This is a genomic window from Acinetobacter sp. ANC 3781 (genome assembly GCF_004331285.1).
GTDB lineage: Bacteria > Pseudomonadota > Gammaproteobacteria > Pseudomonadales > Moraxellaceae > Acinetobacter.
In genome coordinates, this window is sequence record NZ_SJOH01000027.1 from 1 (window position 1) to 19,965 (window position 19,965).

Annotated in this window: 28 protein-coding genes; 5 read left to right on the plus strand and 23 right to left on the minus strand. The window is 40.1% G+C overall.

Going from position 1 to position 19,965, the window contains the following annotated elements; genetic code table 11:
• From E0H89_RS16515 to E0H89_RS15420, 5 genes are all read left to right on the plus strand, one after another.
• Positions 1 to 1,301, plus strand: a 1,301-nt coding sequence (locus tag E0H89_RS16515; RefSeq protein ID WP_165494066.1) for a hypothetical protein, incomplete at its 5' end; no start/stop codon positions are given.
• Between the two features lie 168 nt (positions 1,302 to 1,469).
• A complete protein-coding gene (locus E0H89_RS15410; protein WP_205755866.1) occupies positions 1,470 to 2,300 on the plus strand; it encodes a nucleoid-associated protein in 831 nt (276 codons plus the stop codon).
• 111 nt (positions 2,301 to 2,411) lie between these two features.
• A complete protein-coding gene (locus E0H89_RS16570) occupies positions 2,412 to 2,555 on the plus strand; it encodes a hypothetical protein (RefSeq protein WP_205755867.1) in 144 nt (47 codons plus the stop codon).
• Positions 2,552 to 3,805, plus strand: coding sequence for a hypothetical protein (locus E0H89_RS15415; RefSeq protein ID WP_131218274.1), 1,254 nt, complete (start codon positions 2,552 to 2,554; stop codon positions 3,803 to 3,805). Before E0H89_RS16570 ends, E0H89_RS15415 begins: the two co-directional genes overlap by 4 nt.
• An 8-nt stretch (positions 3,806 to 3,813) precedes the next feature.
• Positions 3,814 to 4,452 (plus strand): hypothetical protein, encoded by a 639-nt coding sequence (locus E0H89_RS15420; protein WP_131218277.1) that lies wholly within the window; start codon positions 3,814 to 3,816, stop codon positions 4,450 to 4,452.
• A gap of 2 nt (positions 4,453 to 4,454) precedes the next feature.
• On the opposite strand, the gene E0H89_RS15425 is transcribed toward E0H89_RS15420, so the two are convergent.
• The 23 genes from E0H89_RS15425 to E0H89_RS15535 all read right to left on the minus strand — a co-directional run bounded on the left by E0H89_RS15425 (position 4,455) and on the right by E0H89_RS15535 (position 19,922).
• Complete coding sequence (locus E0H89_RS15425; protein WP_131218279.1) at positions 4,455 to 5,441, minus strand: contractile injection system protein, VgrG/Pvc8 family; 987 nt, start codon at positions 5,439 to 5,441, stop codon at positions 4,455 to 4,457.
• Entirely contained in the window at positions 5,438 to 5,866 is a 429-nt protein-coding gene (locus E0H89_RS15430) for a phage tail protein (RefSeq protein ID WP_131218281.1), read from the minus strand. The genes E0H89_RS15425 and E0H89_RS15430 overlap by 4 nt, the downstream gene beginning before the upstream one ends.
• An 11-nt stretch (positions 5,867 to 5,877) precedes the next feature.
• Positions 5,878 to 8,460, minus strand: coding sequence for a phage tail tape measure protein (locus tag E0H89_RS15435; protein ID WP_131218283.1), 2,583 nt, complete (start codon positions 8,458 to 8,460; stop codon positions 5,878 to 5,880).
• Positions 8,457 to 8,576 (minus strand): GpE family phage tail protein, encoded by a 120-nt coding sequence (locus E0H89_RS15440; RefSeq protein WP_131218329.1) that lies wholly within the window; start codon positions 8,574 to 8,576, stop codon positions 8,457 to 8,459. The genes E0H89_RS15435 and E0H89_RS15440 overlap by 4 nt, the downstream gene beginning before the upstream one ends.
• 14 nt (positions 8,577 to 8,590) lie before the next feature.
• Positions 8,591 to 8,917: a phage tail assembly protein gene (locus E0H89_RS15445; protein WP_131218285.1), complete on the minus strand. Its 327-nt coding sequence runs from the start codon at positions 8,915 to 8,917 to the stop codon at positions 8,591 to 8,593.
• Positions 8,918 to 8,960: 43 nt separating this feature from the next.
• Positions 8,961 to 9,467, minus strand: coding sequence for a phage major tail tube protein (locus tag E0H89_RS15450; RefSeq protein ID WP_131218287.1), 507 nt, complete (start codon positions 9,465 to 9,467; stop codon positions 8,961 to 8,963).
• A 3-nt stretch (positions 9,468 to 9,470) separates the two neighbouring features.
• Positions 9,471 to 10,094 carry a phage tail sheath subtilisin-like domain-containing protein gene (locus tag E0H89_RS15455; protein ID WP_131218289.1) on the minus strand — a complete coding sequence of 208 codons (624 nt, stop codon included), beginning with the start codon at positions 10,092 to 10,094 and terminating at the stop codon, positions 9,471 to 9,473.
• A gap of 5 nt (positions 10,095 to 10,099) precedes the next feature.
• Positions 10,100 to 11,131 (minus strand): phage tail sheath protein, encoded by a 1,032-nt coding sequence (locus E0H89_RS15460; RefSeq protein ID WP_131218291.1) that lies wholly within the window; start codon positions 11,129 to 11,131, stop codon positions 10,100 to 10,102.
• A 112-nt stretch (positions 11,132 to 11,243) separates the two neighbouring features.
• Positions 11,244 to 12,221, minus strand: a complete 978-nt coding sequence (locus E0H89_RS15465) for a phage tail-collar fiber domain-containing protein (RefSeq protein WP_131218293.1) — start codon at positions 12,219 to 12,221, stop codon at positions 11,244 to 11,246.
• A gap of 10 nt (positions 12,222 to 12,231) precedes the next feature.
• Positions 12,232 to 12,756, minus strand: coding sequence for a phage tail protein I (locus E0H89_RS15470; RefSeq protein ID WP_131218295.1), 525 nt, complete (start codon positions 12,754 to 12,756; stop codon positions 12,232 to 12,234).
• Complete coding sequence (locus E0H89_RS15475; protein WP_131218297.1) at positions 12,749 to 13,648, minus strand: baseplate assembly protein; 900 nt, start codon at positions 13,646 to 13,648, stop codon at positions 12,749 to 12,751. The genes E0H89_RS15470 and E0H89_RS15475 overlap by 8 nt, the downstream gene beginning before the upstream one ends.
• Positions 13,645 to 14,001: a GPW/gp25 family protein gene (locus tag E0H89_RS15480; protein WP_250697884.1), complete on the minus strand. Its 357-nt coding sequence runs from the start codon at positions 13,999 to 14,001 to the stop codon at positions 13,645 to 13,647. Before E0H89_RS15480 ends, E0H89_RS15475 begins: the two co-directional genes overlap by 4 nt.
• Positions 14,002 to 14,005: 4 nt before the next feature.
• Positions 14,006 to 14,545, minus strand: coding sequence for a phage baseplate assembly protein V (locus tag E0H89_RS15485; RefSeq protein ID WP_250697885.1), 540 nt, complete (start codon positions 14,543 to 14,545; stop codon positions 14,006 to 14,008).
• 83 nt (positions 14,546 to 14,628) lie between these two features.
• Positions 14,629 to 15,465 carry a DNA adenine methylase gene (locus tag E0H89_RS15490; protein WP_131218300.1) on the minus strand — a complete coding sequence of 279 codons (837 nt, stop codon included), beginning with the start codon at positions 15,463 to 15,465 and terminating at the stop codon, positions 14,629 to 14,631.
• A 43-nt stretch (positions 15,466 to 15,508) separates the two neighbouring features.
• Positions 15,509 to 15,622 carry a Com family DNA-binding transcriptional regulator gene (locus E0H89_RS16940; RefSeq protein WP_081399729.1) on the minus strand — a complete coding sequence of 38 codons (114 nt, stop codon included), beginning with the start codon at positions 15,620 to 15,622 and terminating at the stop codon, positions 15,509 to 15,511.
• Positions 15,619 to 16,056: a phage virion morphogenesis protein gene (locus tag E0H89_RS15500; protein ID WP_131218302.1), complete on the minus strand. Its 438-nt coding sequence runs from the start codon at positions 16,054 to 16,056 to the stop codon at positions 15,619 to 15,621. The genes E0H89_RS16940 and E0H89_RS15500 overlap by 4 nt, the downstream gene beginning before the upstream one ends.
• On the minus strand, positions 16,056 to 16,451 hold the full coding sequence (locus E0H89_RS15505) for a phage tail protein (RefSeq protein ID WP_131218304.1): 396 nt from the start codon (positions 16,449 to 16,451) through the stop codon (positions 16,056 to 16,058). Before E0H89_RS15505 ends, E0H89_RS15500 begins: the two co-directional genes overlap by 1 nt.
• Before the next feature lie 3 nt (positions 16,452 to 16,454).
• Entirely contained in the window at positions 16,455 to 17,045 is a 591-nt protein-coding gene (locus E0H89_RS15510) for an N-acetylmuramidase family protein (RefSeq protein WP_131218306.1), read from the minus strand.
• 10 nt (positions 17,046 to 17,055) lie between these two features.
• A complete protein-coding gene (locus E0H89_RS15515; RefSeq protein ID WP_131218308.1) occupies positions 17,056 to 17,427 on the minus strand; it encodes a hypothetical protein in 372 nt (123 codons plus the stop codon).
• Between the two features lie 11 nt (positions 17,428 to 17,438).
• Positions 17,439 to 17,642 carry a tail protein X gene (locus tag E0H89_RS15520; protein ID WP_131218311.1) on the minus strand — a complete coding sequence of 68 codons (204 nt, stop codon included), beginning with the start codon at positions 17,640 to 17,642 and terminating at the stop codon, positions 17,439 to 17,441.
• A complete protein-coding gene (locus tag E0H89_RS15525) occupies positions 17,639 to 18,037 on the minus strand; it encodes a head completion/stabilization protein (protein ID WP_131218313.1) in 399 nt (132 codons plus the stop codon). The genes E0H89_RS15520 and E0H89_RS15525 overlap by 4 nt, the downstream gene beginning before the upstream one ends.
• 5 nt (positions 18,038 to 18,042) lie before the next feature.
• Entirely contained in the window at positions 18,043 to 18,894 is an 852-nt protein-coding gene (gene gpM, locus E0H89_RS15530) for a phage terminase small subunit (protein WP_131218315.1), read from the minus strand.
• Entirely contained in the window at positions 18,894 to 19,922 is a 1,029-nt protein-coding gene (locus tag E0H89_RS15535; protein ID WP_131218317.1) for a phage major capsid protein, P2 family, read from the minus strand. The genes gpM and E0H89_RS15535 overlap by 1 nt, the downstream gene beginning before the upstream one ends.
• Between the last annotated feature and the right edge of the window lie 43 nt (positions 19,923 to 19,965).

Below are 19,965 nucleotides of genomic sequence, written 5' to 3' on the forward strand. Positions count from 1 at the left end.
GTGAGAAAAAAGAATTATATGAGTCAACTGAAATAGAATTATTAAAAACAAAGGTTGATAATATTTCTTTAATTGATAAAAGTATTACACATAAAAATGAGTTTTATAATAAAAAAATAGAGAATTTATTAAAGATAGAAAAGGGTTTTATTAGAGTTTTAAAGTATTATAGTGAGTTATTAGAAGATAAATTCACAAGTAAGGAATGGTCAAATGTAGTAGATGCAAAAAATAAAATTGAGTATATTATTGATGTATTTAAACAAAAAGAAAAATATAAGTTTTTTCTACTGCTAGATGAAGATTATATTGATAATATGATCAACTTTTTTGATTTTAATAGGGTTGGTAGTGAAGAAGTAAATTATGAAGATGAAAAATCACAAGAGTTGATTAAGGACTTTCATTTAAAATCATTAAAACCTGATATTTTTATTAAAATTAAACGCGAGGAGTGGAGCACTCCATTGTTTTGGTTTAATGCAAATTATTATACTTTGATAAAAGATTATAATTTAAAATATGATAAAATAGAAAGTTTAGATAATAAGATTAATGAGTACATTGAAGATAATGGTGATTATAAGAAAAGATTTAAAGATCATCTTGAGGGAATGAAAACTGAAACTATAGCGGCTAAAAGAAAGGTTTCTGATATCGTATGTCAATACAATCAAGTTGCATTGTTGCTTAATAATGTTGAGAGTTCAGAAAAGTTTATCAATGAAATAAAGGGTTTGTATATTAATAATGAAACGAGATCTATTTATGAAAAAGTTTTTAATGACGAGATTAAAATAGCTAATTCCTTTAGGCGGATAGCCTTGATTATTTATCTGATTCTTGGCTTCTTTGCATTTGCTTCATTATCATTCTTAATTCTTAGTGATGTTGAATCAGAGTGGCTTAAAAGATTCAGCGATACTAAGTCACTACTTATAAAACTACCATTAGTTTTGACGTTAGTATTTATTGGTGTTTATTTATCACGAGAAGGTGATAAACATAGAAGGTTTGCCAACCAAGCACGTCAAACAATGAATGAATTACATGCTTTTACATCCTATTCTAAAGATATTCAAGATAAGGTGGTCGAAATAAAAACAAAGCTCGCAGATAAATATTTTGGCGTAACATTGTATGAACCTGAAAAAGCTACCTCATCAGATATGGATGTATTGAAAACGCTAGTAGAACAGACAAAGGTAACCACAGACTTAATTAAAACCTTGCAAAATACTGCAGTTTCAAGTCGAACAGAAACATCAGCTCCAACAGGCACCGAAAATCCTAATAAATAATATAATTAGTTAGTATCTGAAAAAAGATGATAAGCCCAATCAATGATTGGGCTTTTTTATGCGAAAAGTTATGTCGCCTAACCTAAGTTAGTTGTTTTCATAACTTTGTGAAAATGCTATAAAGACCTCAATAAAACACAGAAGTTTAATAATATTTTTGGGGATAGCATGGGAATTCAACACATTATTATTCATGAGGTACGCAGGGCTAAAGCGGATAATGATGAAGATATAATCATTTCAAATATTAAAAATGAAGAAAATGATGTATCAAAACTGGATGCAGAATTGGCTGTTGGCCTCATACGTATGTTTGCTAAAGCGAATCTTTATGTCGGCGAGTTCGCATTGAATGATGATACTTCAGCATTACCAGCTTTTGAGCAAAAGTTAAAAGATTTCTATGATGAGCTTGTGGACTGTTCAGATTTTGTAGAAATGACAAAGCAGCTTGCACAGCATTTTGAATCGATCTTAACGAAGGATAAAAGGATTAATGGGGGATATCTAGTCTTTTTTGAGTATGAATCCGCTGCTCAGATCAGACTTGCTGTTGCTGTAATTAACAAGACTAAGGGAACTGATGTTGATGGTGAGTTGAACTTTGTCGTTCGTGAAATATTGGATATTGATAAACTCCATATTGGAGCGACTATTAACATTTCAGAATGGTTGGAAGATGTATCCAACAGATATATTCGTTTTAAGAAAGGTCATGCTGATGAAGTTCGGGATTATTTTCAGAATTTTATTGGTTGTATTGTTGATGCAAACGCTGCTAAAGAAGAGACTCAGAAGCTTAAGACTGCGGTTGAAGACTTTGTAAAAGAAGAATTTAGTCATATCCCTGATGAGAACTCTGAAAAAAATATGATGATTCAGGAGGAAGTTGATAAGAAGCTCATGGAAACCCACGCTTATGTATCTGACTGCTTGAAAAATAATAATGATGTTTTACTTGGAAATATAGCCAAGCGTGTTTTTCCTGAAAAGAGTTAAGACTTTTTTATATATGCATCCAATACACATAATATCTCTGACAATATTTCGATCAGTAAAGGTGTACTTAACGGCTTTAAAAAAGTAAGCAGTCGTAACAGGGATGTTTCATTGAGCATTGCTCGCCATCTTATAGGACGACGTATCTTCCGCAAAAATGGTAAACTTGAAATTGATGAAAGCCTTTTAACAGCAGAATTTTTAAATGATATTGAAAGTGCTACAAAAAACCTTAATCAGGTAGATCAGAAATGATAGATAGCCAATTACAAATTTATCGTGAGATTTTACTGTCACTGGAAGGCAGGGAAGACTTTCATGATAAATTTGTAGGTTGGTTTAAATTTGATTCAAATTCTGTTTTAAAATTTAAAATGATCTGCGAAGCAGGTTTGGCTGCTTCAAGTATTAAAGTTAAAAAAATAACATCACAGAATGTCACATCTATAGATATTGATAACGTTATTGAAAAATTTGAAAGTAAGTTTTCAAATGATGACTGGTTATTTCAAATTGAATTAGAAAAAAATAATCTTAACAAAGGAGATGAATTCCTTATATGTGCAGACTGGAATGAACTACTTAGTTTTGAGCATTATGTGACAAATCCTGTGCATGAAGTTTATTTTACAGCTTCCGACTCTTATTTTGATAAGTCCTCGCAGAATGAAAAATATAAAAATTATTTGAAAGTAGGAAAAGTCTTCGAGTTTATTCAGTTTTTGACTGAACAAACCAAGAGTGATCCAGGAACTATTTTTTTTAATCGCTCCTATAAATTCAGTTTTAATCTAACAGAAAACTGCTTGAAAAGTCCTATAGATAGCGAATCGCTTGAAAGTTTAATGAATAAAGATATGCATAGAGAAGCTATCATTCATTTAATGACAAAAGAAGTGACGAACTTTATTAAAGATCAAGATGAAAATAATCGTTTTATTCATATTATTCAGAATTTAAATCCTTTAATTCATAATATTAATCATAGTTATCAAAGTTATGTGGATAATTATAGTTTTGATAAAGTTAGAAAAGAATATCTAGAGAAAAGAACTGAATACATAAAAAAAATGAATGAATCTTTTGATTCTGTTGCTACAAAAATGCTGGCAGTTCCTGCTGGAATTTGGTTTGTAACTGCACAAATTACTAGGAAGGTAGATACTGATTTTGATGCATCTAAGAACTTTATAGTATTAATTACAGTGAGCAGTGTTGTTCTAATTCTTATTATGAATATATGGGGTCATAGAAATACACTTATTTCGATGAAGGAAGAGTATCAATCTATTTTTGATAATTTATCATTAAAATTTGAAGGTGAGTCAACTCAGATTAATGCGGTAAAAAATGAACTTAATAAAAAAGCATGCTCAGTTGGATTTAAGATGTGGATTTCAATAATAATAACGGCTCTTTTATTAGTATTTACAATTGTTCTTTTCTATCAAGATGCATGGTCTTTCAATGGCTATGTTAGTATTTTTACTAAAATTTTTAATTAAGAATTAAAATGATAACTATTGACGTGTTAATTAAAATATTGCCTATATTTCTTGCTATTATTCCTTTTTTTGTTTGGTTAGATAAAGCTAAAAGATTTTCGCATAAAAGAAAATTTTATCTCAATAGGTTAGAAGCTGTAAAAGAATATTTAGACAATTATTATAATTCTGATAAAGATAAGTTCGAAAAGGACTGTGCTGCACAAGCATTAGTATGTTCTGAAAAAACTAGTCATTTAGAAGTTGACTATGTAATTAAAGAGTTTCCACAGCGTTTTTTTTTAGTGATTAAAAAATTAATTACTGCACGTCATTTTATTAAAACATCCATTGAAGATAATCAGATTTTTCTTACAGCACCATCATCTAAAAAAAATTATAAAAATAAAAGGCTTATTCTGATAGGGGCTTATCTATCTTCGATTGTTATTATTCCTATAAATAAAATTTTAGTATTCATTATTAAAAAATGGAATTGGTTCACTCCTTTTGAGGTTGATGGCTGGTTAATAGTAGTTGGAGAATTCGGTACGCTTATTATTGGTACTGGTATTGCTATTATTTCAGGGCTTTTATTTGTGGGGATTGATGCTGCAATAGAAATTTATGATGATTTGAAAGTAAAATATATTCCTAAAAACCAATAACATTAAATTGAAGATTCCAGATCTATTTGTGAAGTTAATCCGCCACTTTTAGCATAACTATGAGTGGCTTTTTCAACAACCCATTTCAGCTTATCCACTTCCGTTTTAAAGCCCTGTAGTTTCACCGGTGACTCAGTACTAATTTCAGGTATGCCATAAGCCGTGGTGATACTGAACTTTGCCATCTGCCGTTTAATTTCAGCCATCTTTGCTTTGCTTGCACGTTCAGCTTCTTCTTTATTTGCAAATGTTCCTTTCAAATGTTTCACTTTTCCTTTTTCGCCTGTAATCGCTTTCTCACGTTTCGCTTTGCCAATGTCCTGATAACTGGCTGATACACCAGTATGGTCAGATTCACGATCCTGTTCACTGTAACGAAATTGATCCCCGTCGTTTCTGGTCAAAATTATGAAAGGTAAATCTTTACCCGAAGCCGTCTTTGCAGAACTGGCTTTGAAGATAAGTAAGCGATCTTTTTTCACCGCCATTGCAGCACCATTTTGTTTGGCCAGTCGTTGTAAAAGATTCAGATCCGATTCATTGGTCTGATCAACATGGTTTAAATCAATATTTTTTAAATCGTTGGCCATGACTAGTGTTAGATCATGATTTTTGGCAATTTCAGAGGCTATATCACCGAACTTTTTACGGTGATAAGATTTTGACTTTGCTTCCTTAATCTTGCTTTTGAAATTGGCACTGGAGGCTTTCACGGTGATGAGATCCGGTGTACCAGACCACTCTGTTTCATCGACAATAAAGTCGCCTTTATCATGAATATTTTCACCTAAAAAGCCCATCTTGCAATTCAGCTTTACCCCACGTTTGGGTAACTCTAAAGCACCGTCGGAATCATCTAAAACAATACTCAGTTCATCTGCTTCATTGGCACGGTTATCTGTCACGTTGACACTGATAATTCGGCTAGAAATCAGCGGGTTTAATGGCTTGTTGTTGGCAGTGATAATGCAAACTGGGGTTTTAATCATACCGAATCATCCATGCGTTCAGGTGCAGCTTGATTTTCAATCCGATCATCATCGGTACGGGAAAGTTTTAGCGTGTAATCTACTTTGCGTGGTACACCATTATCGACAAGAAATGATTTGGTCTCGTCGATATTGTCTATAACATAGACTCCATACAAGTAACCGGAGCCATCCATCAGCACGAAACCTTGTCCTGTATCGGCCATGCTGGCCAGTTCATCCAAGGCAAAACGGCTACCGAATCCATATTCTTCATAGATGAGACCAGGGAGAGAAACGCTATCCTGACCTGAACCCATAAACTGTTTTTTGGCCCGGCCAAATGCCACGGCATTGTCTGCATAATTCCACGAACGTTGTCGCTGGATTTCTTTAAATGCCAGAGAACTGGTGTTAAAAATAAATTGTCCTAAACTCATCAACATGGTTTTTCCTCCTAATCTAAATCGCTGTAACTGCGAACATTTCCAGATGCTTGCGGACGTTGTGCTTTGGCGACTTCAATCGCGACCATTTGTGCCAGGAATTTTTCATCCATACCGGGTGCTGCATAAATGTTGAAAACTTGCTGTACAGGCATGGCGGCCGTCATTGAATTGTTATTGTTTGAAGCAATCGGTGGACGAGAATCAAATTGAATTGTTCCAGAATCAAAATAACCCAACATATCCTTACTGGCTGTGGTTACTGCAGTGTTGGCCAGATGACTGTTGTTTGAGATCCCGTTGGCTAAACCCTGCATGTTGTATGCACCGAGTTGAGCAAAAACCCGGCTAGGGGAATGGATGCCAAAAGCGCCTTTAACGGTATTGGTTATCTGTGCTGCTGCTGCCTTAGCTTTTCCAATCACACCAGCAATACCATTACTAATACCGTTGGCTAAACCTTGCATCAGCATCTGGCCAAAGCCTGTAAATGTGCTCGGGAGTTGAATACCAAAATAATTCATCACTGCAGCAAAGGCGCGATAAAACAATCCGATTGGTGACCAGTTCAGGATAGTGGCGCTGATATTGGCAATGCCACTACTAAAAAATGATTTAAGGTTGAGCCATAAAGTTGAGGCACCTGCAGAAATACTGCCCCAGAGTGAAATAAAGAATTGCTTGATTGGACCCCAGTTGCGGTAAATCATGTAAGCCGCAATCGCCAGTAAACCGATGGCCAGAAATAAAGGGTTGGTCATCATTAAACGACCGACTATAAATAGCCCTTTACCTAACCATAAAAATGCCCCTCCAATTAGCCGGATTACATTAATCAGGCTGAAGCCTTTAACCCCCAAAACGCCAAAGGTCAAACGAAGCAATGCCATCGGCCCGAGTAGGGTGACTAGTGCCAATGCGATTGCACTGAACGCACCTAATAAAATGACAATCACTGCAATGGTTTTCATGATGGCATTGGAGAGTTCAGGATTGGCTTTAGACCAGTTGCCGATACTTTCTGAAACATCGGTCAGACCTGTCACGACCTGTTTGAGTTCTGGTGCAATTGCAGCACCAAAGTTGGTCATTGCACTGGTAAATGTACCGGAAGCGGCATCCCAAAGATTTTTTAAGGTACCGAGCTGCTCATTGACACGTTTTTGCAGATCTGCCTGGGCATTCATTTTTGCCAGGGTTTCGTTATAACCGGCTTGACCTTTATCAATCAAAAGATTCAAGGCTTGAATGGTTTCAGCATCATTACCAAACATATCGGACAATATCGGCAAACGGGCCTCTGTCGATAAGCCTTTAAGTTTACTGAGCTGCTTAAACATCTTGTCCAGACCACCGAACTCACCTTTGCCGTCGGTAAAGTTCATCGACAGTTTTGAGCCTTTTAAGGCGGATTGAATCCCTTTGGTGTCCATCATCGATGAGAAGATTTTGCTGTAGGCATTACCTGCAGATTCACCTGCCATTGCAGCCTGGTCTGCCATGACTAAAAGCGGAGCCATAGCCTGGGCACCTTTTAAACCTTCGGCTTTAATGGTTTTCATCCCGGCAGATAATTTAGAAAAACCTTGCAGCATATTGGTGGAATCAACGCCCAAATAGTACGACCGTTGAATTGTATCCATCAGGCTCAACATATCTTTTTCAGAGGTCTTGGTCGCATCCTGCATTTTGGCTGCAAATTCGGCTGCCTCTTCAAAAGGCATTTTTAACTGCACCGCAAGATAACCGGATGCTTGGCCAACACCGCCTAGAATGGCTTTATAGCTGATGCCTTGCTGAACCAGTTTCGCCATCATCAGTTGGAAGTCGGCAGTTGTACCCGGGAGTTTGGTGCCGAGTTGATTGGCCAGTTGATTGATGTCATTAAATTCTTTGGCCACTTGGCCATTCGATTGCATCATGGAGACTTTAAGGGTGGTGGCCGCATCTTCAGCATCAGCATAAGCTTTAATGGGTACTGCCAAAGCACCTGCACCTACTGCAGCACCTGCACCGGCTCTGACTCCGGTATCTGAAACTTTGCCCATCATTTCCTGGGTGCTTTTATGCTGCTTGACCAGATCATTCATACGTTTCTGGCTTGCAACCTGTTTATCCAGCTGCTGCTTTTTTCGCTGCAGGGCTTGGCTTGATGCATCAATACGCGACTTTAATTCACGCTCATCTCTACCTAGAGATTTGGTACTGATTCCGGCCTGATTTAATCCGTTACGCAGCATTTGTAATTGTCGCAATTGATCCTGTTCAGCTTGTTTTAACGATTTAACGCTCAGTTTGGCTTTCTCAAATTCCTTGATCATCGATCGGGTAGGCTTTTGCACACTGGCATGCTCTTGGGCCAGTCTTGCCACCGTCTGCTGCGCTGATTCAAGATCCTTTCGGGTTCCCTTCAAGGCAGTGGATAAACGTCGAAATGACGTAATATCCGACTGCGATTTGCTCAGTTTTTTTAACTCTTCACGTTGGGCACGTAGAGCATCACTGGTCTTTTCACTTGAGCCCATAATGTCCTTGAGTGGGGCAGTGGCTTTGTCCACCAGTTCCAACATGGCTTTTAAGCTAATTTGACTCATCTGCTATCTGTTTCCCATCGTGCTCGAGCACGTTCATGCCAATCCATTAATTCATCAATTTCATAATCATCACAGTCTGCCGGTGTCCAACCAAACACCACCGCCAGATCTGCGATGACATCGTCGGTACTTACTGGAAGTCTTCTTCCTCGGTTTTCACGAAAAAACCAATCACTTCCTTGCTGAGTTTGGTCAGGTCAGAAGGGCTGAGGTCATAAACATCATTTTCCGACATCGTCGGTGTGGTAATACGTGGAGCAAGTTTTGCCAACGTATCCACATCAAGCTGTAATACGTTGACCAGGGTTAAACCACGAAGGGCACGGGTTTTTGGTTTACGGATTACAATTTCAGTAATGGTTTGTTCACCACGCTTAAAACCTTCGTCAAAATTGACTGTGATCATGTTCGGATCTTGAATCGCTTCTTGGTTTTGTTGCTGTGCTTCAGGAGTCATATTGATTTCTCAAATAAATTGAATAGGGGGAATAACCTGGTCTTTACAGACCAAGTAATTTTTTGATTTCTTGAGCGATATTAGTTGAGCCAAAATGCTCGGTACCATTGACGAAATCCAGTTCAACTTCGACTACCCCATCCACTTCCATGCGGTAGTAAGTAAAGTTGTAAGACATTTTGATTTCTGTCTTTTCGCCATTTTTGGAATCACCCGGATCAAGTTCGATGGCTTGGCCGCGGGTATAGATTTCTACGGTTTGGGAGGTGCAATTGTCCTGACGTTCATAGACACCGACAAAACGAACAGGTAAATCTGAAGTACCACAGACACCGAGCTGACGGTATTGTTTGACATCAAAACCGGCATAGACAACTTCGCCTTCAAGTTTTTCATAGCCCATTGACAAAGCAATATCACCAATCATGCCTGCGCCACGATAGTCTTCAGTCTTCTTGGTGATTTTGGGAATGGTGACGCTTTCAGCGACACCTGCCCATGAGTATGTATCCACAAATACATTAAAGTTTTTGAGCGTACGTGGAAGCATGGCTTAGATTCCTTCAGTGGTATTTGCGCCATTAATCATTTGAGCAAAGTCAACTAGATAACGGTCGGTAATACGTTGGTTTAATCCCAGGTTTTCAAGCGTAGGGACAGGGGTAAAGTCGTAATCAATCCACATCACACCTTGCGATAACTGCTCGACTGAATTTTCAGCCTGGTCGTACCAGACCGATGCACCTATCAAATGCTTGGCATCGACATGTTCACGCAACTTGGCATTAATCGAGTCAATAATATCTTTGGCCAGAAAAGGGGTCAGCGGTTGGTCCATGAAAGGAAAACAGCCATTAATAATGGTGTCCAATAAGAACTGGGCTGAACGTGTCGCCACTTCAAAGGAAAAGCGAATGTCATCTGAACAGTTGCGATTGCCCCAAAAACGGAAACCCATATGCTGGATCATGGTGGTGATGTCCTGGCTATTTAAATAACCGGTATCGGTGTCAGGATCTTCCAGATCCCAGGTAATCGGCTGGCTGATTCCTGTTGGACCTATCACGGGAATATTGGAGAGTGATTTATGCCACCCGACTTTTTGATCCGTTTCAGCACGTAATGCAGCAGCAGCGACGGCAGCAGTAAAAATGCCTGTTCCATATTTTAAAGTCATGAGAATTAGAATCCTTCATACATGGTTTTGCCCAAAGTAATCAGCTCAATCGGACTATTAAAAGGTTGTCCGCTATAACGATCTATAAGCATTGGAAAGAGGTCATCTTCTTGAGATGGATTTTGTTTGAATACCAGACGGATAGACTCTTTTTCTAAATCACCTTTATTGCCTAAAATGCGGTATCCATTGCGAGTGCTGAAATGTGCAATGCCACCACCGCCCTGATCTATTGAAATATCAGGGTAGGATTGAAAAATAGTTTCTATGCAGTTGATAAATGAACCGGAGGTACTGTCAGGTTCTGGATCACCGACAGTTTGATTGGACTCTACTTTTTGACCATTACGATACAGGTCATAAGTCAGGGTAACGAAAGAGCGATCTGCTGGAGTTGTTTGAAGTGAAATATCAGTAAATTCCAGATCGGAATCACCGCTGCCCAGGAACACATTACCGCTGGTGAATTCTGGCCAGATGATTTCAATTTCACGAAATGCCAACATTTGACGAAAATTCGCCACAGCTTCAGCCGATTTCATAATCATGCCTTCAGCATCGCGTGGTGTGATGTATGAATAGGCACGTAGCTTTTTGCAAATCGCACCGATGGCATTGGTAACATCAACCGTTTCAACATCCGGTACACAAATAATCTTAGGAGTAATTCCCAAAACTGATTTAACCGTCAGTAAGGCTTGAAGACCTGTACGCTGACCGAATTCATCTGTGGTGCCAATAACGGTCGACTGATCTAATGAGGGGCTATATGGGTTCTCAATTCGAATTACCACCAAGGTTGGTGATGTAATTTGAGAAATGATTTCCAGATTTTTACGTAAATTGCCTGTCACACCGGCTTTAGGTAAAACGCGATTGATTGAGGTGACCAGGATAGGGGTATTCAGCGGAAAAGCTTCTTCGTCCGCATCATCTGCATAGGCAAGCATGGCAATCACAGCAGTCGCTGCATCGCGAATCGGGATTTTTCCAGAAGCTGTTTCTCGGCCTGTAATACCGTGATGACGTTCAGCCATTGTTTAGACTCCAAAAGGGGTTGTACTTTTAGAGTCATAATGAATGGAGGACTTTTTTTATTCTATGAGCAAAATCCTGTTTAAGGCTTAATCAGGATTTTGAAAAAAATGGTTATGCTGTTCGCTTCCACACGTCAACGATAATGGAGGGTTGAATATTATTATGGGCTTGACCAGCACCATTTTTCTTAATCGTCATCTTGGTAAACTGTGCAGCAGTAATATCTGAAGTTTGAAGATAGGTACTATTGTAATTCGGTGAGGCAGCTCCTGCAGGATTGATACCGCCCATGCCATCACCATCACCCGGTGTGATGTCCCCTAGTGAAGCCACAAGTTTATTGTACGGTGAACCCTCGTCAATATGATCATGTTCTGGCATTTCAGACTTTGTTATTTTATGTTGATATTCACCATCAGAATGACCAATTGTTTTCATGAATTCTGGTGCAAGTTCATTGGTATCAGAGGCACGTGCAACAAGGGCATGACCATCACCGAATTTTTCCCATACCCCATATTTTTTATGGTCTGCAACCGCAGCAGAATTGGCAAAATTTGAAGTCGTGATGAACAAATCACCGACTTTTATATCTTCTTTATTATTGATGGCTTCCATCAGCTCGTTAAATTTTTCCAATACCCAGGTTTTAGTTGCAGAAATGATGAGTGGATTGATTTCAATTAAAGCCTGGGCACCTGCTGTGGCTTTAATGTCGATGACCATTTCAAGTTCACCACCGCCACCTTCAGCAATCACCGGTTTATAAGCACCATGATAATTACCGATATACACCAGTTTTCCTGAAGCATCTTTTAGACCGATTTCATGAATATTAAAGCCACCCACATTGGCAGGGATAATGGCTGAAACAGTCGCACTATTATTTTCGACTTTAACTTCGCGGATTTCGACAGCTGCGGTTTGATGAACGAGCTGGGTTAAGTCTGTATGGTCAATCGGTTGGTAGGGGATACCATTTGCATCACCAATCACCATTTCAGTCAATGTGATGGATTGCAGGTCGTGTGCTGCAGCAACAAGTTCTGCACCATAATTGGTGAGTGTGACGTAATATTTTGCAGTCATATTTTTCTCTTTACATACTTTCTAAATGAATTTTGGTGCCAGATGTGACTGAACCGGTGAGGTAAAAATCGCAGAGAGTTTGTACTTTGGCTGAAACGGAATAGTTATCTCGCACGGACTTGGTCGCATCAATGGCGGTATGAACTTGCAATAACTGTTCAATTGAAAGCAGGTACTGAGAATTAATGATGACCACAAAAGTAAAGGGCTTTTGTGGCGGATTAAATTCATACCATGCTTTTAATTGATAATTGTCGACGACGGTACTGAGGAGACTGGAGATAGATGATCGTGTGCCGCGCCCAGCATTAAAAGACTCACTTTCACTGATGGCATTTCGCTTGTCTTGTTCATTCCAGTCGGGCTGCCAATATTCGACCCGGTGCTCCCACGCAAGCCAAGGCAAATGAGGTACAGGACAACGATCGATACTGTGTAAATCCACAAAAGGGACTGGAATGAGGGAAATTTTTTCACCAAGCTGCTCTACATTTTTTTCTAGTTTTGTGGCATTTCGTGGGAGAAGATTAGACATCTGTAAACTCCACAATATTGATATTAATCGCAGTGCATTTCGAATAACGGCTTTTTGGTAGGACAATATCGGAAGCTGGACTATTTAAAATGACATTTTGAACACCGCCCTGGTGCAAGGATCGAAATAGTCCGCTACGCGTTACGTCATAACCCAAGGATGATATTTTTTCGATGTATAAATTTACCTCCGCTTCAGCAGCTGCTTTGACCACGGCAGAGTCGGGGCCAGGAAAAAGAACCAGGGTTGCATTAAGTTGCCACTCTTCTACGGTCGCAGCTTTGACATGAACCTGATCGGTGAACGGTCGTCGGGTATCTGGATCTAAAGTCTCATCGACGATATCAAGTAAAGTTTGTGGTGCAATTGCATCAATATGGCTTTGTACCCAAATATTGACATGACCTTCTTCTGGCGTTTCGACAGAAATATCTTTGACATGGCCATGTGCACTTAGACCCCAAAACTGATAGGCACCGACTGAACCTGCAGACATGCTTTCAGGCTGTAAATGCACCCGTCGACGTAAATCCTCATCCGACTCCATCACCGCTTCAATCGGGGGAATGGCATTGGGCTGTGCAGGAATGATGGTTTTTCGGTACACATCACGGTTGGCAGCCAGATGGTCTAAATCGGATTTGGTGGCATAAGCCAACATCAGTGCTTTGGCGGTTGCATTTATTTGTCCGGTCTTTAACAAAAAACGATAGGCAAAGGTTTCCAGTAGTTTAACCAAAGGCTCACTTTCAAAATTAAGAACGTCGCTCAGTTCTGGATCTCTTGAAATTAACTCCTGCTTACAGGCTAAAAGTTCAGCTTCAAAATCTAATTGCTGAAGAACATCCGGAAAAGGTAATGAGGATAAATCGACACGGTTCATGGTGCTCATGCAGCTGCTCCAAATGTATAGCTCTGTTTGAAAGTTTGATCTTGGTTATATTGTGAATAAGTGCCGATGAGCGTGACATCCCATCCATTCTGACTGTCTGTACTACTGACCTGAACCTGCTTGATTTTAAGCCGGGGTTCAAAACGGATAATGGCTGTAGCTGATGCATTCATAATTTTTAATTTGGTGATGTCATTGCAGGGCTGATCAATTAAATGCGGTAAAAGAGAACCATAATTTCGTCGGCATATTCGGGTACCGAGTAAAGTGCTTAAAATGTCATGCAGAGATTGCTCAAGATGGGCAGGCAATTGCCCATCATCCCGAATGGTTTTTCCTGTGTACCGTGACATGCCTTTAATCATGGCTCACACCTCCAGTGGGAAGGGGCTGCGTTGTTTGTCCTGGTCCATTCATGACATTGCCATGAGGATGCTTCACAAGGCTGACTTCTTTAGCTGTAACATCTTCATTGGATGAAATGGCTTTTTCCGCATGTACGCTGCCAGTAAAGATGGTTTCCGGGACATCAAAAGTGCATTTGTTTAATTTGAATAGGGCTTCTCCGGATTCAATATTGACACTTAAGAAATGCTCACCGATCTGGACAAAAACTTCATTCGGGTCGGTACTTGGAGGAGGGAAGGCATCAGAAAAAAGACTGATCTGGGGGACTGCACTGGTGAGCTCACCGCCTTGGGCTGAAACAGAAAATTGTTCTCCTAACGATGGGCATCGCCAAACTTTGACGATACCTGCAGCCATCGTTGGAATGGGAATCCAGTCCGTTTCATTTTCATCAATTTTGAGGCGAATTTTCCACGCTGAAGCATCGATAGCGATCACGGTGCCGATGCTAGAAAGGTTTTGAAATTGTCTTAAAAGTTGATTCGTCATGCTTATACAAACGTAAAATGCCCATGACCGAAATCATGGGCAATTTGTTTTTAAAGTGCGAGGACTTGAATCCTGTTTAACGCTTAATCAGGAATTTGAAAATTGGTGATGATCAGCTCTTTGCCATTATTTTCATCCTGGGCTTTGCTGTTTAATGACCAGCGGATTTTTTTGCTATGAAAATAAAAGCCATCAAATAACTCGCGCACCTCAGGTACATCGTCCAGGCTTAAAATAAATTTACCTTTAATATTTTTCAGTAATTCACGCAATTTAATGAAATCATCACGGCCAAAAATATCTTTGCCATAGTACTTTTCACAGTTGTAGTACGGTGGATCTAGATAGAACAAAGTGTCCTCCCGATCCATTTTTTGAATCAAAACATCATAATTGCGATTCTCAATATTTACTTTCTGCAGACGTTGATGAATGGTTGAAAGTACTGTTTTCAGGTCATCACCGAGTTTTAAAGAAGGTGGACGCTCTGCATGAGAAAAGAAATTCGGCTCGGCAACTTTTGCCCCAAAGCAGGTGCGTAGTAAGTAATAAAAACGCGCTGCGCGTTGAACATCAGTCAGTGAAGTATTCTTCTCGGCCTTTAAACGTTCAAATTCTTCACGGCTGATCAGTTGTGTTTCAAACTCTTTTTCTAAGGCTTCAGGATGGTATTTAAAAACACGATACAGATTAATTAAATCCCCATTTACATCATTGATGGTTTCAAGTGTAGACGTTGATTTTTTAAATAAGACCCAACCTGCACCACCAAATACTTCGCAGTAGTGCTTATGTTCGGGCATCATCTCGATGATGGTACGTGCCAGTTGAGATTTACCACCCAACCAACCTGAAAAAGAACGGCCAGAAGCGTTATAAGTTGGTTTTGTTAAGGTGTTAGGGTTAGTTTTCGGGGACATACGTCAACTCCGTTGGTAGCTCTGGGCTATCTAACCTGACGCTCTAGGCGTTCCAATGATTTAGCACTCGACATCGAGGACATTTGATTTCAAGTTTTACTGTGAGTTTTTCTATGCGGCACAGTAATTTTCCGCATTTACATCTGAGTTCGATCATATTAATAAGAACTTTTGTATTTCAGATTCAATCCATTTTTCATCGTCTTTGCTAAATCCCACCAATGCTCGAATAGGGTATTTTGTGGCTTTTGCATAACGACTAGGCTTAATGGTTTTACCTTCTTGATGAACTTCCGCAATTTGTGCAATACGTCCACCAAAACCGACTGCAGCATGATCTGCAGAATACTCAATTTTTATTTGTTTACCGATATTCTGGAATAAAGCACCTTGGCGCTTTTTATTTCCGATTTGATTGCGTTTACGCGGAATAAAACGATGGCCATCTGGATCTCGCTGCTGTTTGATTCGATCCCGATTACGTACCCTTAAACCTTGAGCCAAACGACGCATCAGTTCTCGTCGCTGGGTTGGTTCAAGACGCAGCGCAATCTGATCAAGCCAATGATCTAATCCAGCATAGGCATCCATTATTCAGTTCCTGCAGGTACAAATTTTCCAGACTTATCGCTCCAGACCATTTCCGGACAAACATGGTACCCATTATCATCCATCACGATTTTATCGCGCTGCGGAAAATCAATCTCAAGATCAAAGGTATTGGCATCAATAATTTCACTGCTAAATGAAATTTGTACATCGTTGCCTGTTGCATCCAAATGCAGCTTTTTGGACTTGAGCCATTCACGAATCTGCATGATCACTTCAATCGGATCTCCGCGATAATCCAAGAAGAGCAACCGAGCGGTATATTCCATATAGCCCTTTGCTTGAGTGCCATTCACAATAAACAGATGACATTTATCTGCCGTCATCAATGGCAATTTTTCTTTCAGATAGGGCTTTAATGGAATTAAGGCTTGCATGACTTACGATCCTTCAGCAAATTTTTTATATGCATTTGCTAACTTGATATCGTAATTATTTTTTGCATAAGCCTTGCCATTGTAGCCTAGTGCAAACACTTTCCAGTGTTTGCTTTTAAGGGCATTTATAAGATTATTTACAGTAATATACCGGCACATGGCATCAAGTTGAGAGGCTTCATCTTTATACATTGCATTGATAAATGCTTGTAGTGATGTATAGCCCAAGGACTGCCAGTGATAGCCCATCACTTGACCAATGCCCCATGAACAGGACTCAAGGGCGGATTCGCGATGATATTCAGCAGCAGCTGCTAATCGGCCATGCTGAGCGGAATATAAGCCATATGCACCAGATGATTTATTACAGAGGTCCGGTCGTTCTATTAGCATTATTCGCAAATCGAAATCACGCTTATTGGCAATTAAACGCTGACGCATGACATGACGTTCAAATAAAATCACCGGCGTGTTATCTGGATTAAATCCTGAACCTCGACATTCCACTTCATGAATGGCTTGAAGGGCTGCAGTTTCAATCCCCAGTTTTTCGGCTTGTTGCTGGATTTGTTCAATAGTGAGTTTTTTTGACATTTCTCTTTTCCTATTTAAACATGGCGGCAAAGGCAGCTTTAATTTCAGTAATAATTTCACTGAATGCTTTACCTTTCCATAACTGCATGGATTGATACCCGATACCAATCAGCAACATGCCAAAGACGGCAAAAATCAGCATCACAAAACCTTGGGACTGCATTGAGTAATGGGCGAGTTGGTAATATTCAATAAAAGCAGATCCACCATATAGGCTAATGGCCACGCTAATCGCGAATTTTAAAATCACCCCGATGGTAATTTTGATTCGGCCTTGTGGATCTATATCACCGCTTAAAATCAGCGCTAAAATTGCACCCATAATCGCGGCAATAATTTTTAAAAGCCACGGTAATCCCTTAATTGAAATAGGATCATTCATTCGGTTCCCCTTTAATCCCACAGTTTCAGTGAGGGAGTACTTTGTATTTGAGTTGTTTCAGGCAAAATAACGGTTTGATGCTCGTCTAAAAATGTTCCATGCAACTCAGGATTTAATTCAATCAGTACAGCCAAAACCTGTACTGAATTGTCTTTGAAATAACGGTATGCAATAGCATCTAAAGTATCGCCCTGTATGGCATTGACTGTACTCATACCAGTTTGACCCGGTTACGTTTTCGGTTCGTCAGGTCAGCAATGGTGTGATTTACAATTCGACGTAGCGATTGAGCTTTTTCCTGTTGATTTTCCCCACGTGATTGACCATTTGTTGTGGTATCAAAATCTAGGTTCTCTTCACTAATCAATGCTGCTGCTTCATAGCAGACCGCACGTTTGTATTTTCGAATTTGGGTTTCTGTTTCTATTTTCAGTAAAAGGACCTGGTCATTGATGATGTCCATCGCTAACAGGATTTTTTCTGTAAGCAAAGGCTCGCCCTTGGACTGATCTAAACGCACCGTACCCAACAAATCGGTAATACTGACGTTAGGACGCTCTGGATCAGGATTCGGAACTTCACTATTGGTCACGGGTGCGTTTAGCAGCATTTTACTTACTCCGCTGACGAACTTGTGTCGCTAGACACATTAGAGTCGGTGGACGCAGGAACTGACACATCTGCTGCCGAAGCATCAAGTGAATCAGCCTGCGAGCCGACAGTGGCGTCGGGAGACGACCCGGTTGTTTGCAGATTCAATAGCTTTTCAAGGGCTGCAATATCTTTTTTACAGCCGACTTTGCTATTGAGTCGCAAGGCATTTTTATAAGCATTGAGTGCTTCATGGGGTTGGGCTTCTTTTAAAGCATCTCCGGAAGCACGGTAAATTTTGGCACGGGCTTGATCGACCATTTGTTCACCCACACCCAGCTCAATAATTCGTTTAATCAGTTCAGCATGGGCAAGAGCGAGGTCTGAATCATTCAGAAAATCTTCAGCACATTGTTCAGTGACAAACTCTGCAATATTGCGGCTATATCCTTCAGGCATGACCATGTCATTTAAAAGGGCATATTCAGCAATACGAATAGCTAGGGCGTATTCACCTGCATCGACTGCCCAGATCATTAAGGTCACTAGCGTGGTGTTTTGGGCAGATGGAGAAACCGCCAAACAGCCTTCGATATAGCCTAAATATTCAGGTAGCCATGCTATTTTTTTAGCAATTTTTTCCTGCGTTGATTTGGTGTCCTGCAGCTCGTTCATATGATTGAACAAACGCAATTCAATATTTGCTGCAGGAGAGGTGGCAACAAGGACTGTGCCTGTTCGATCACCTTCAGGCACACCAGGATCAATGCCCATAATCACTTTTTTCTTGCGTAAACGTAGATCGAGGCTTTGAGCATTTTTTATTGCTTTTTGAGCCAGTTTTTTTTCACGGTTTTGGCGCATTGAATTCGACATTAGGCTTCTACCTCAATGTTTTCAAGTAGCACACATTTCGAATAGTCTTCCACCACAAAGTCTTCATTCACAGACTGGTAGTCAACGGCACGATCCCATTCAGGCTGTTCGACAATGGAACGGTTCAAGGTACCTGACTGCATATAAATCGAAAGGTTATCCGGAGTCGTGATCAAAATCGTTTTTGCCGGGAATTTAGGGACATGCAAAGCTTGCAAGGTACCGAGCTGCTTATTGGCATAAATTGTTCGTGCAGCAAGCTGTTCGGTTGGATCTTGGATGGTATTCAGCAACGGCAAGTATTTGTCGCTCAAAATCCCACGGCCACAAATTGCAATCAATCCGCTTTCGCGATGTTGTTCAGCGATATATTCTTCAACCGCAAACTCAACCAGTCCATCGACCGTTTTAAACTCGTTGCCTGCACCGACTTTAATCACCAGATTACCGGTACCATCATCAACACCTTCATAATGCTGCTCCGGTGCAATATCACGAATTTTTTGCAACCAGCCTTTTTTTACATCCTGTAAAAGAGGATTGGCGATCCGGTCAGAAGTAGGTGCACGATATAAACCATTAAAACCGATACACAGTTTGTCTAGTGCAATGGCTTTAATCACCATCGCCTGCAATTTGGCTTTAAAGTCCGGATGGTGTTTCCAAGCATTTAGCAATGACCAGTAATACGCCACGTCATAGTTGGTCTGGGTACAGTCGTATTCATCCAGTAAATCCAGTGTGCCAGCGGCAACCGGTGTACGGGCTTTGACTCGGGTATCGGTGGTGCCTGCAACAGAAGAACCAATTTGCAGCCCAATTTTTTCCCCTTTGGCATTATCAACCGGGAAGACATTAATTTGCTTTAAAAAGTCCGCGGACTCCTGGTAAGCAGCAATGATTTTTTGTTCAGGTACAGGTTGAACGGCAAAGGTGTATTTTGCATCTTCTACATTATTTGCACGTGCAATATCAGCGATATATGACGAAAGTTTAGTACGTGCAATGGGATTCAGAACGACTGCCATAATTGAAAAATTCCTTGTTTATTTAATCAGAATGAAATCTGGT

What these genes read in the sequence shown, in the direction of transcription:
- E0H89_RS15410 (WP_205755866.1), top strand. Translation starts at nt 1,470, where the DNA reads ATGGGAATTCAACACATTATTATTCATGAGGTACGCAGGGCTAAAGCG.
- E0H89_RS15415 (WP_131218274.1), top strand. Translation starts at nt 2,552, where the DNA reads ATGATAGATAGCCAATTACAAATTTATCGTGAGATTTTACTGTCACTG.
- E0H89_RS15420 (WP_131218277.1), top strand. Translation starts at nt 3,814, where the DNA reads ATGATAACTATTGACGTGTTAATTAAAATATTGCCTATATTTCTTGCT.
- E0H89_RS15425 (WP_131218279.1), bottom strand. Translation starts at nt 5,441, where the DNA reads ATGATTAAAACCCCAGTTTGCATTATCACTGCCAACAACAAGCCATTA.
- E0H89_RS15430 (WP_131218281.1), bottom strand. Translation starts at nt 5,866, where the DNA reads ATGTTGATGAGTTTAGGACAATTTATTTTTAACACCAGTTCTCTGGCA.
- E0H89_RS15435 (WP_131218283.1), bottom strand. Translation starts at nt 8,460, where the DNA reads ATGAGTCAAATTAGCTTAAAAGCCATGTTGGAACTGGTGGACAAAGCC.
- E0H89_RS15445 (WP_131218285.1), bottom strand. Translation starts at nt 8,917, where the DNA reads ATGACTCCTGAAGCACAGCAACAAAACCAAGAAGCGATTCAAGATCCG.
- E0H89_RS15450 (WP_131218287.1), bottom strand. Translation starts at nt 9,467, where the DNA reads ATGCTTCCACGTACGCTCAAAAACTTTAATGTATTTGTGGATACATAC.
- E0H89_RS15455 (WP_131218289.1), bottom strand. Translation starts at nt 10,094, where the DNA reads ATGACTTTAAAATATGGAACAGGCATTTTTACTGCTGCCGTCGCTGCT.
- E0H89_RS15460 (WP_131218291.1), bottom strand. Translation starts at nt 11,131, where the DNA reads ATGGCTGAACGTCATCACGGTATTACAGGCCGAGAAACAGCTTCTGGA.
- E0H89_RS15465 (WP_131218293.1), bottom strand. Translation starts at nt 12,221, where the DNA reads ATGACTGCAAAATATTACGTCACACTCACCAATTATGGTGCAGAACTT.
- E0H89_RS15470 (WP_131218295.1), bottom strand. Translation starts at nt 12,756, where the DNA reads ATGTCTAATCTTCTCCCACGAAATGCCACAAAACTAGAAAAAAATGTA.
- E0H89_RS15475 (WP_131218297.1), bottom strand. Translation starts at nt 13,648, where the DNA reads ATGAGCACCATGAACCGTGTCGATTTATCCTCATTACCTTTTCCGGAT.
- E0H89_RS15480 (WP_250697884.1), bottom strand. Translation starts at nt 14,001, where the DNA reads ATGTCACGGTACACAGGAAAAACCATTCGGGATGATGGGCAATTGCCT.
- E0H89_RS15485 (WP_250697885.1), bottom strand. Translation starts at nt 14,545, where the DNA reads ATGACGAATCAACTTTTAAGACAATTTCAAAACCTTTCTAGCATCGGC.
- E0H89_RS15490 (WP_131218300.1), bottom strand. Translation starts at nt 15,465, where the DNA reads ATGTCCCCGAAAACTAACCCTAACACCTTAACAAAACCAACTTATAAC.
- E0H89_RS16940 (WP_081399729.1), bottom strand. Translation starts at nt 15,622, where the DNA reads ATGATCGAACTCAGATGTAAATGCGGAAAATTACTGTGCCGCATAGAA.
- E0H89_RS15500 (WP_131218302.1), bottom strand. Translation starts at nt 16,056, where the DNA reads ATGGATGCCTATGCTGGATTAGATCATTGGCTTGATCAGATTGCGCTG.
- E0H89_RS15505 (WP_131218304.1), bottom strand. Translation starts at nt 16,451, where the DNA reads ATGCAAGCCTTAATTCCATTAAAGCCCTATCTGAAAGAAAAATTGCCA.
- E0H89_RS15510 (WP_131218306.1), bottom strand. Translation starts at nt 17,045, where the DNA reads ATGTCAAAAAAACTCACTATTGAACAAATCCAGCAACAAGCCGAAAAA.
- E0H89_RS15515 (WP_131218308.1), bottom strand. Translation starts at nt 17,427, where the DNA reads ATGAATGATCCTATTTCAATTAAGGGATTACCGTGGCTTTTAAAAATT.
- E0H89_RS15520 (WP_131218311.1), bottom strand. Translation starts at nt 17,642, where the DNA reads ATGAGTACAGTCAATGCCATACAGGGCGATACTTTAGATGCTATTGCA.
- E0H89_RS15525 (WP_131218313.1), bottom strand. Translation starts at nt 18,037, where the DNA reads ATGCTGCTAAACGCACCCGTGACCAATAGTGAAGTTCCGAATCCTGAT.
- gpM (WP_131218315.1), bottom strand. Translation starts at nt 18,894, where the DNA reads ATGTCGAATTCAATGCGCCAAAACCGTGAAAAAAAACTGGCTCAAAAA.
- E0H89_RS15535 (WP_131218317.1), bottom strand. Translation starts at nt 19,922, where the DNA reads ATGGCAGTCGTTCTGAATCCCATTGCACGTACTAAACTTTCGTCATAT.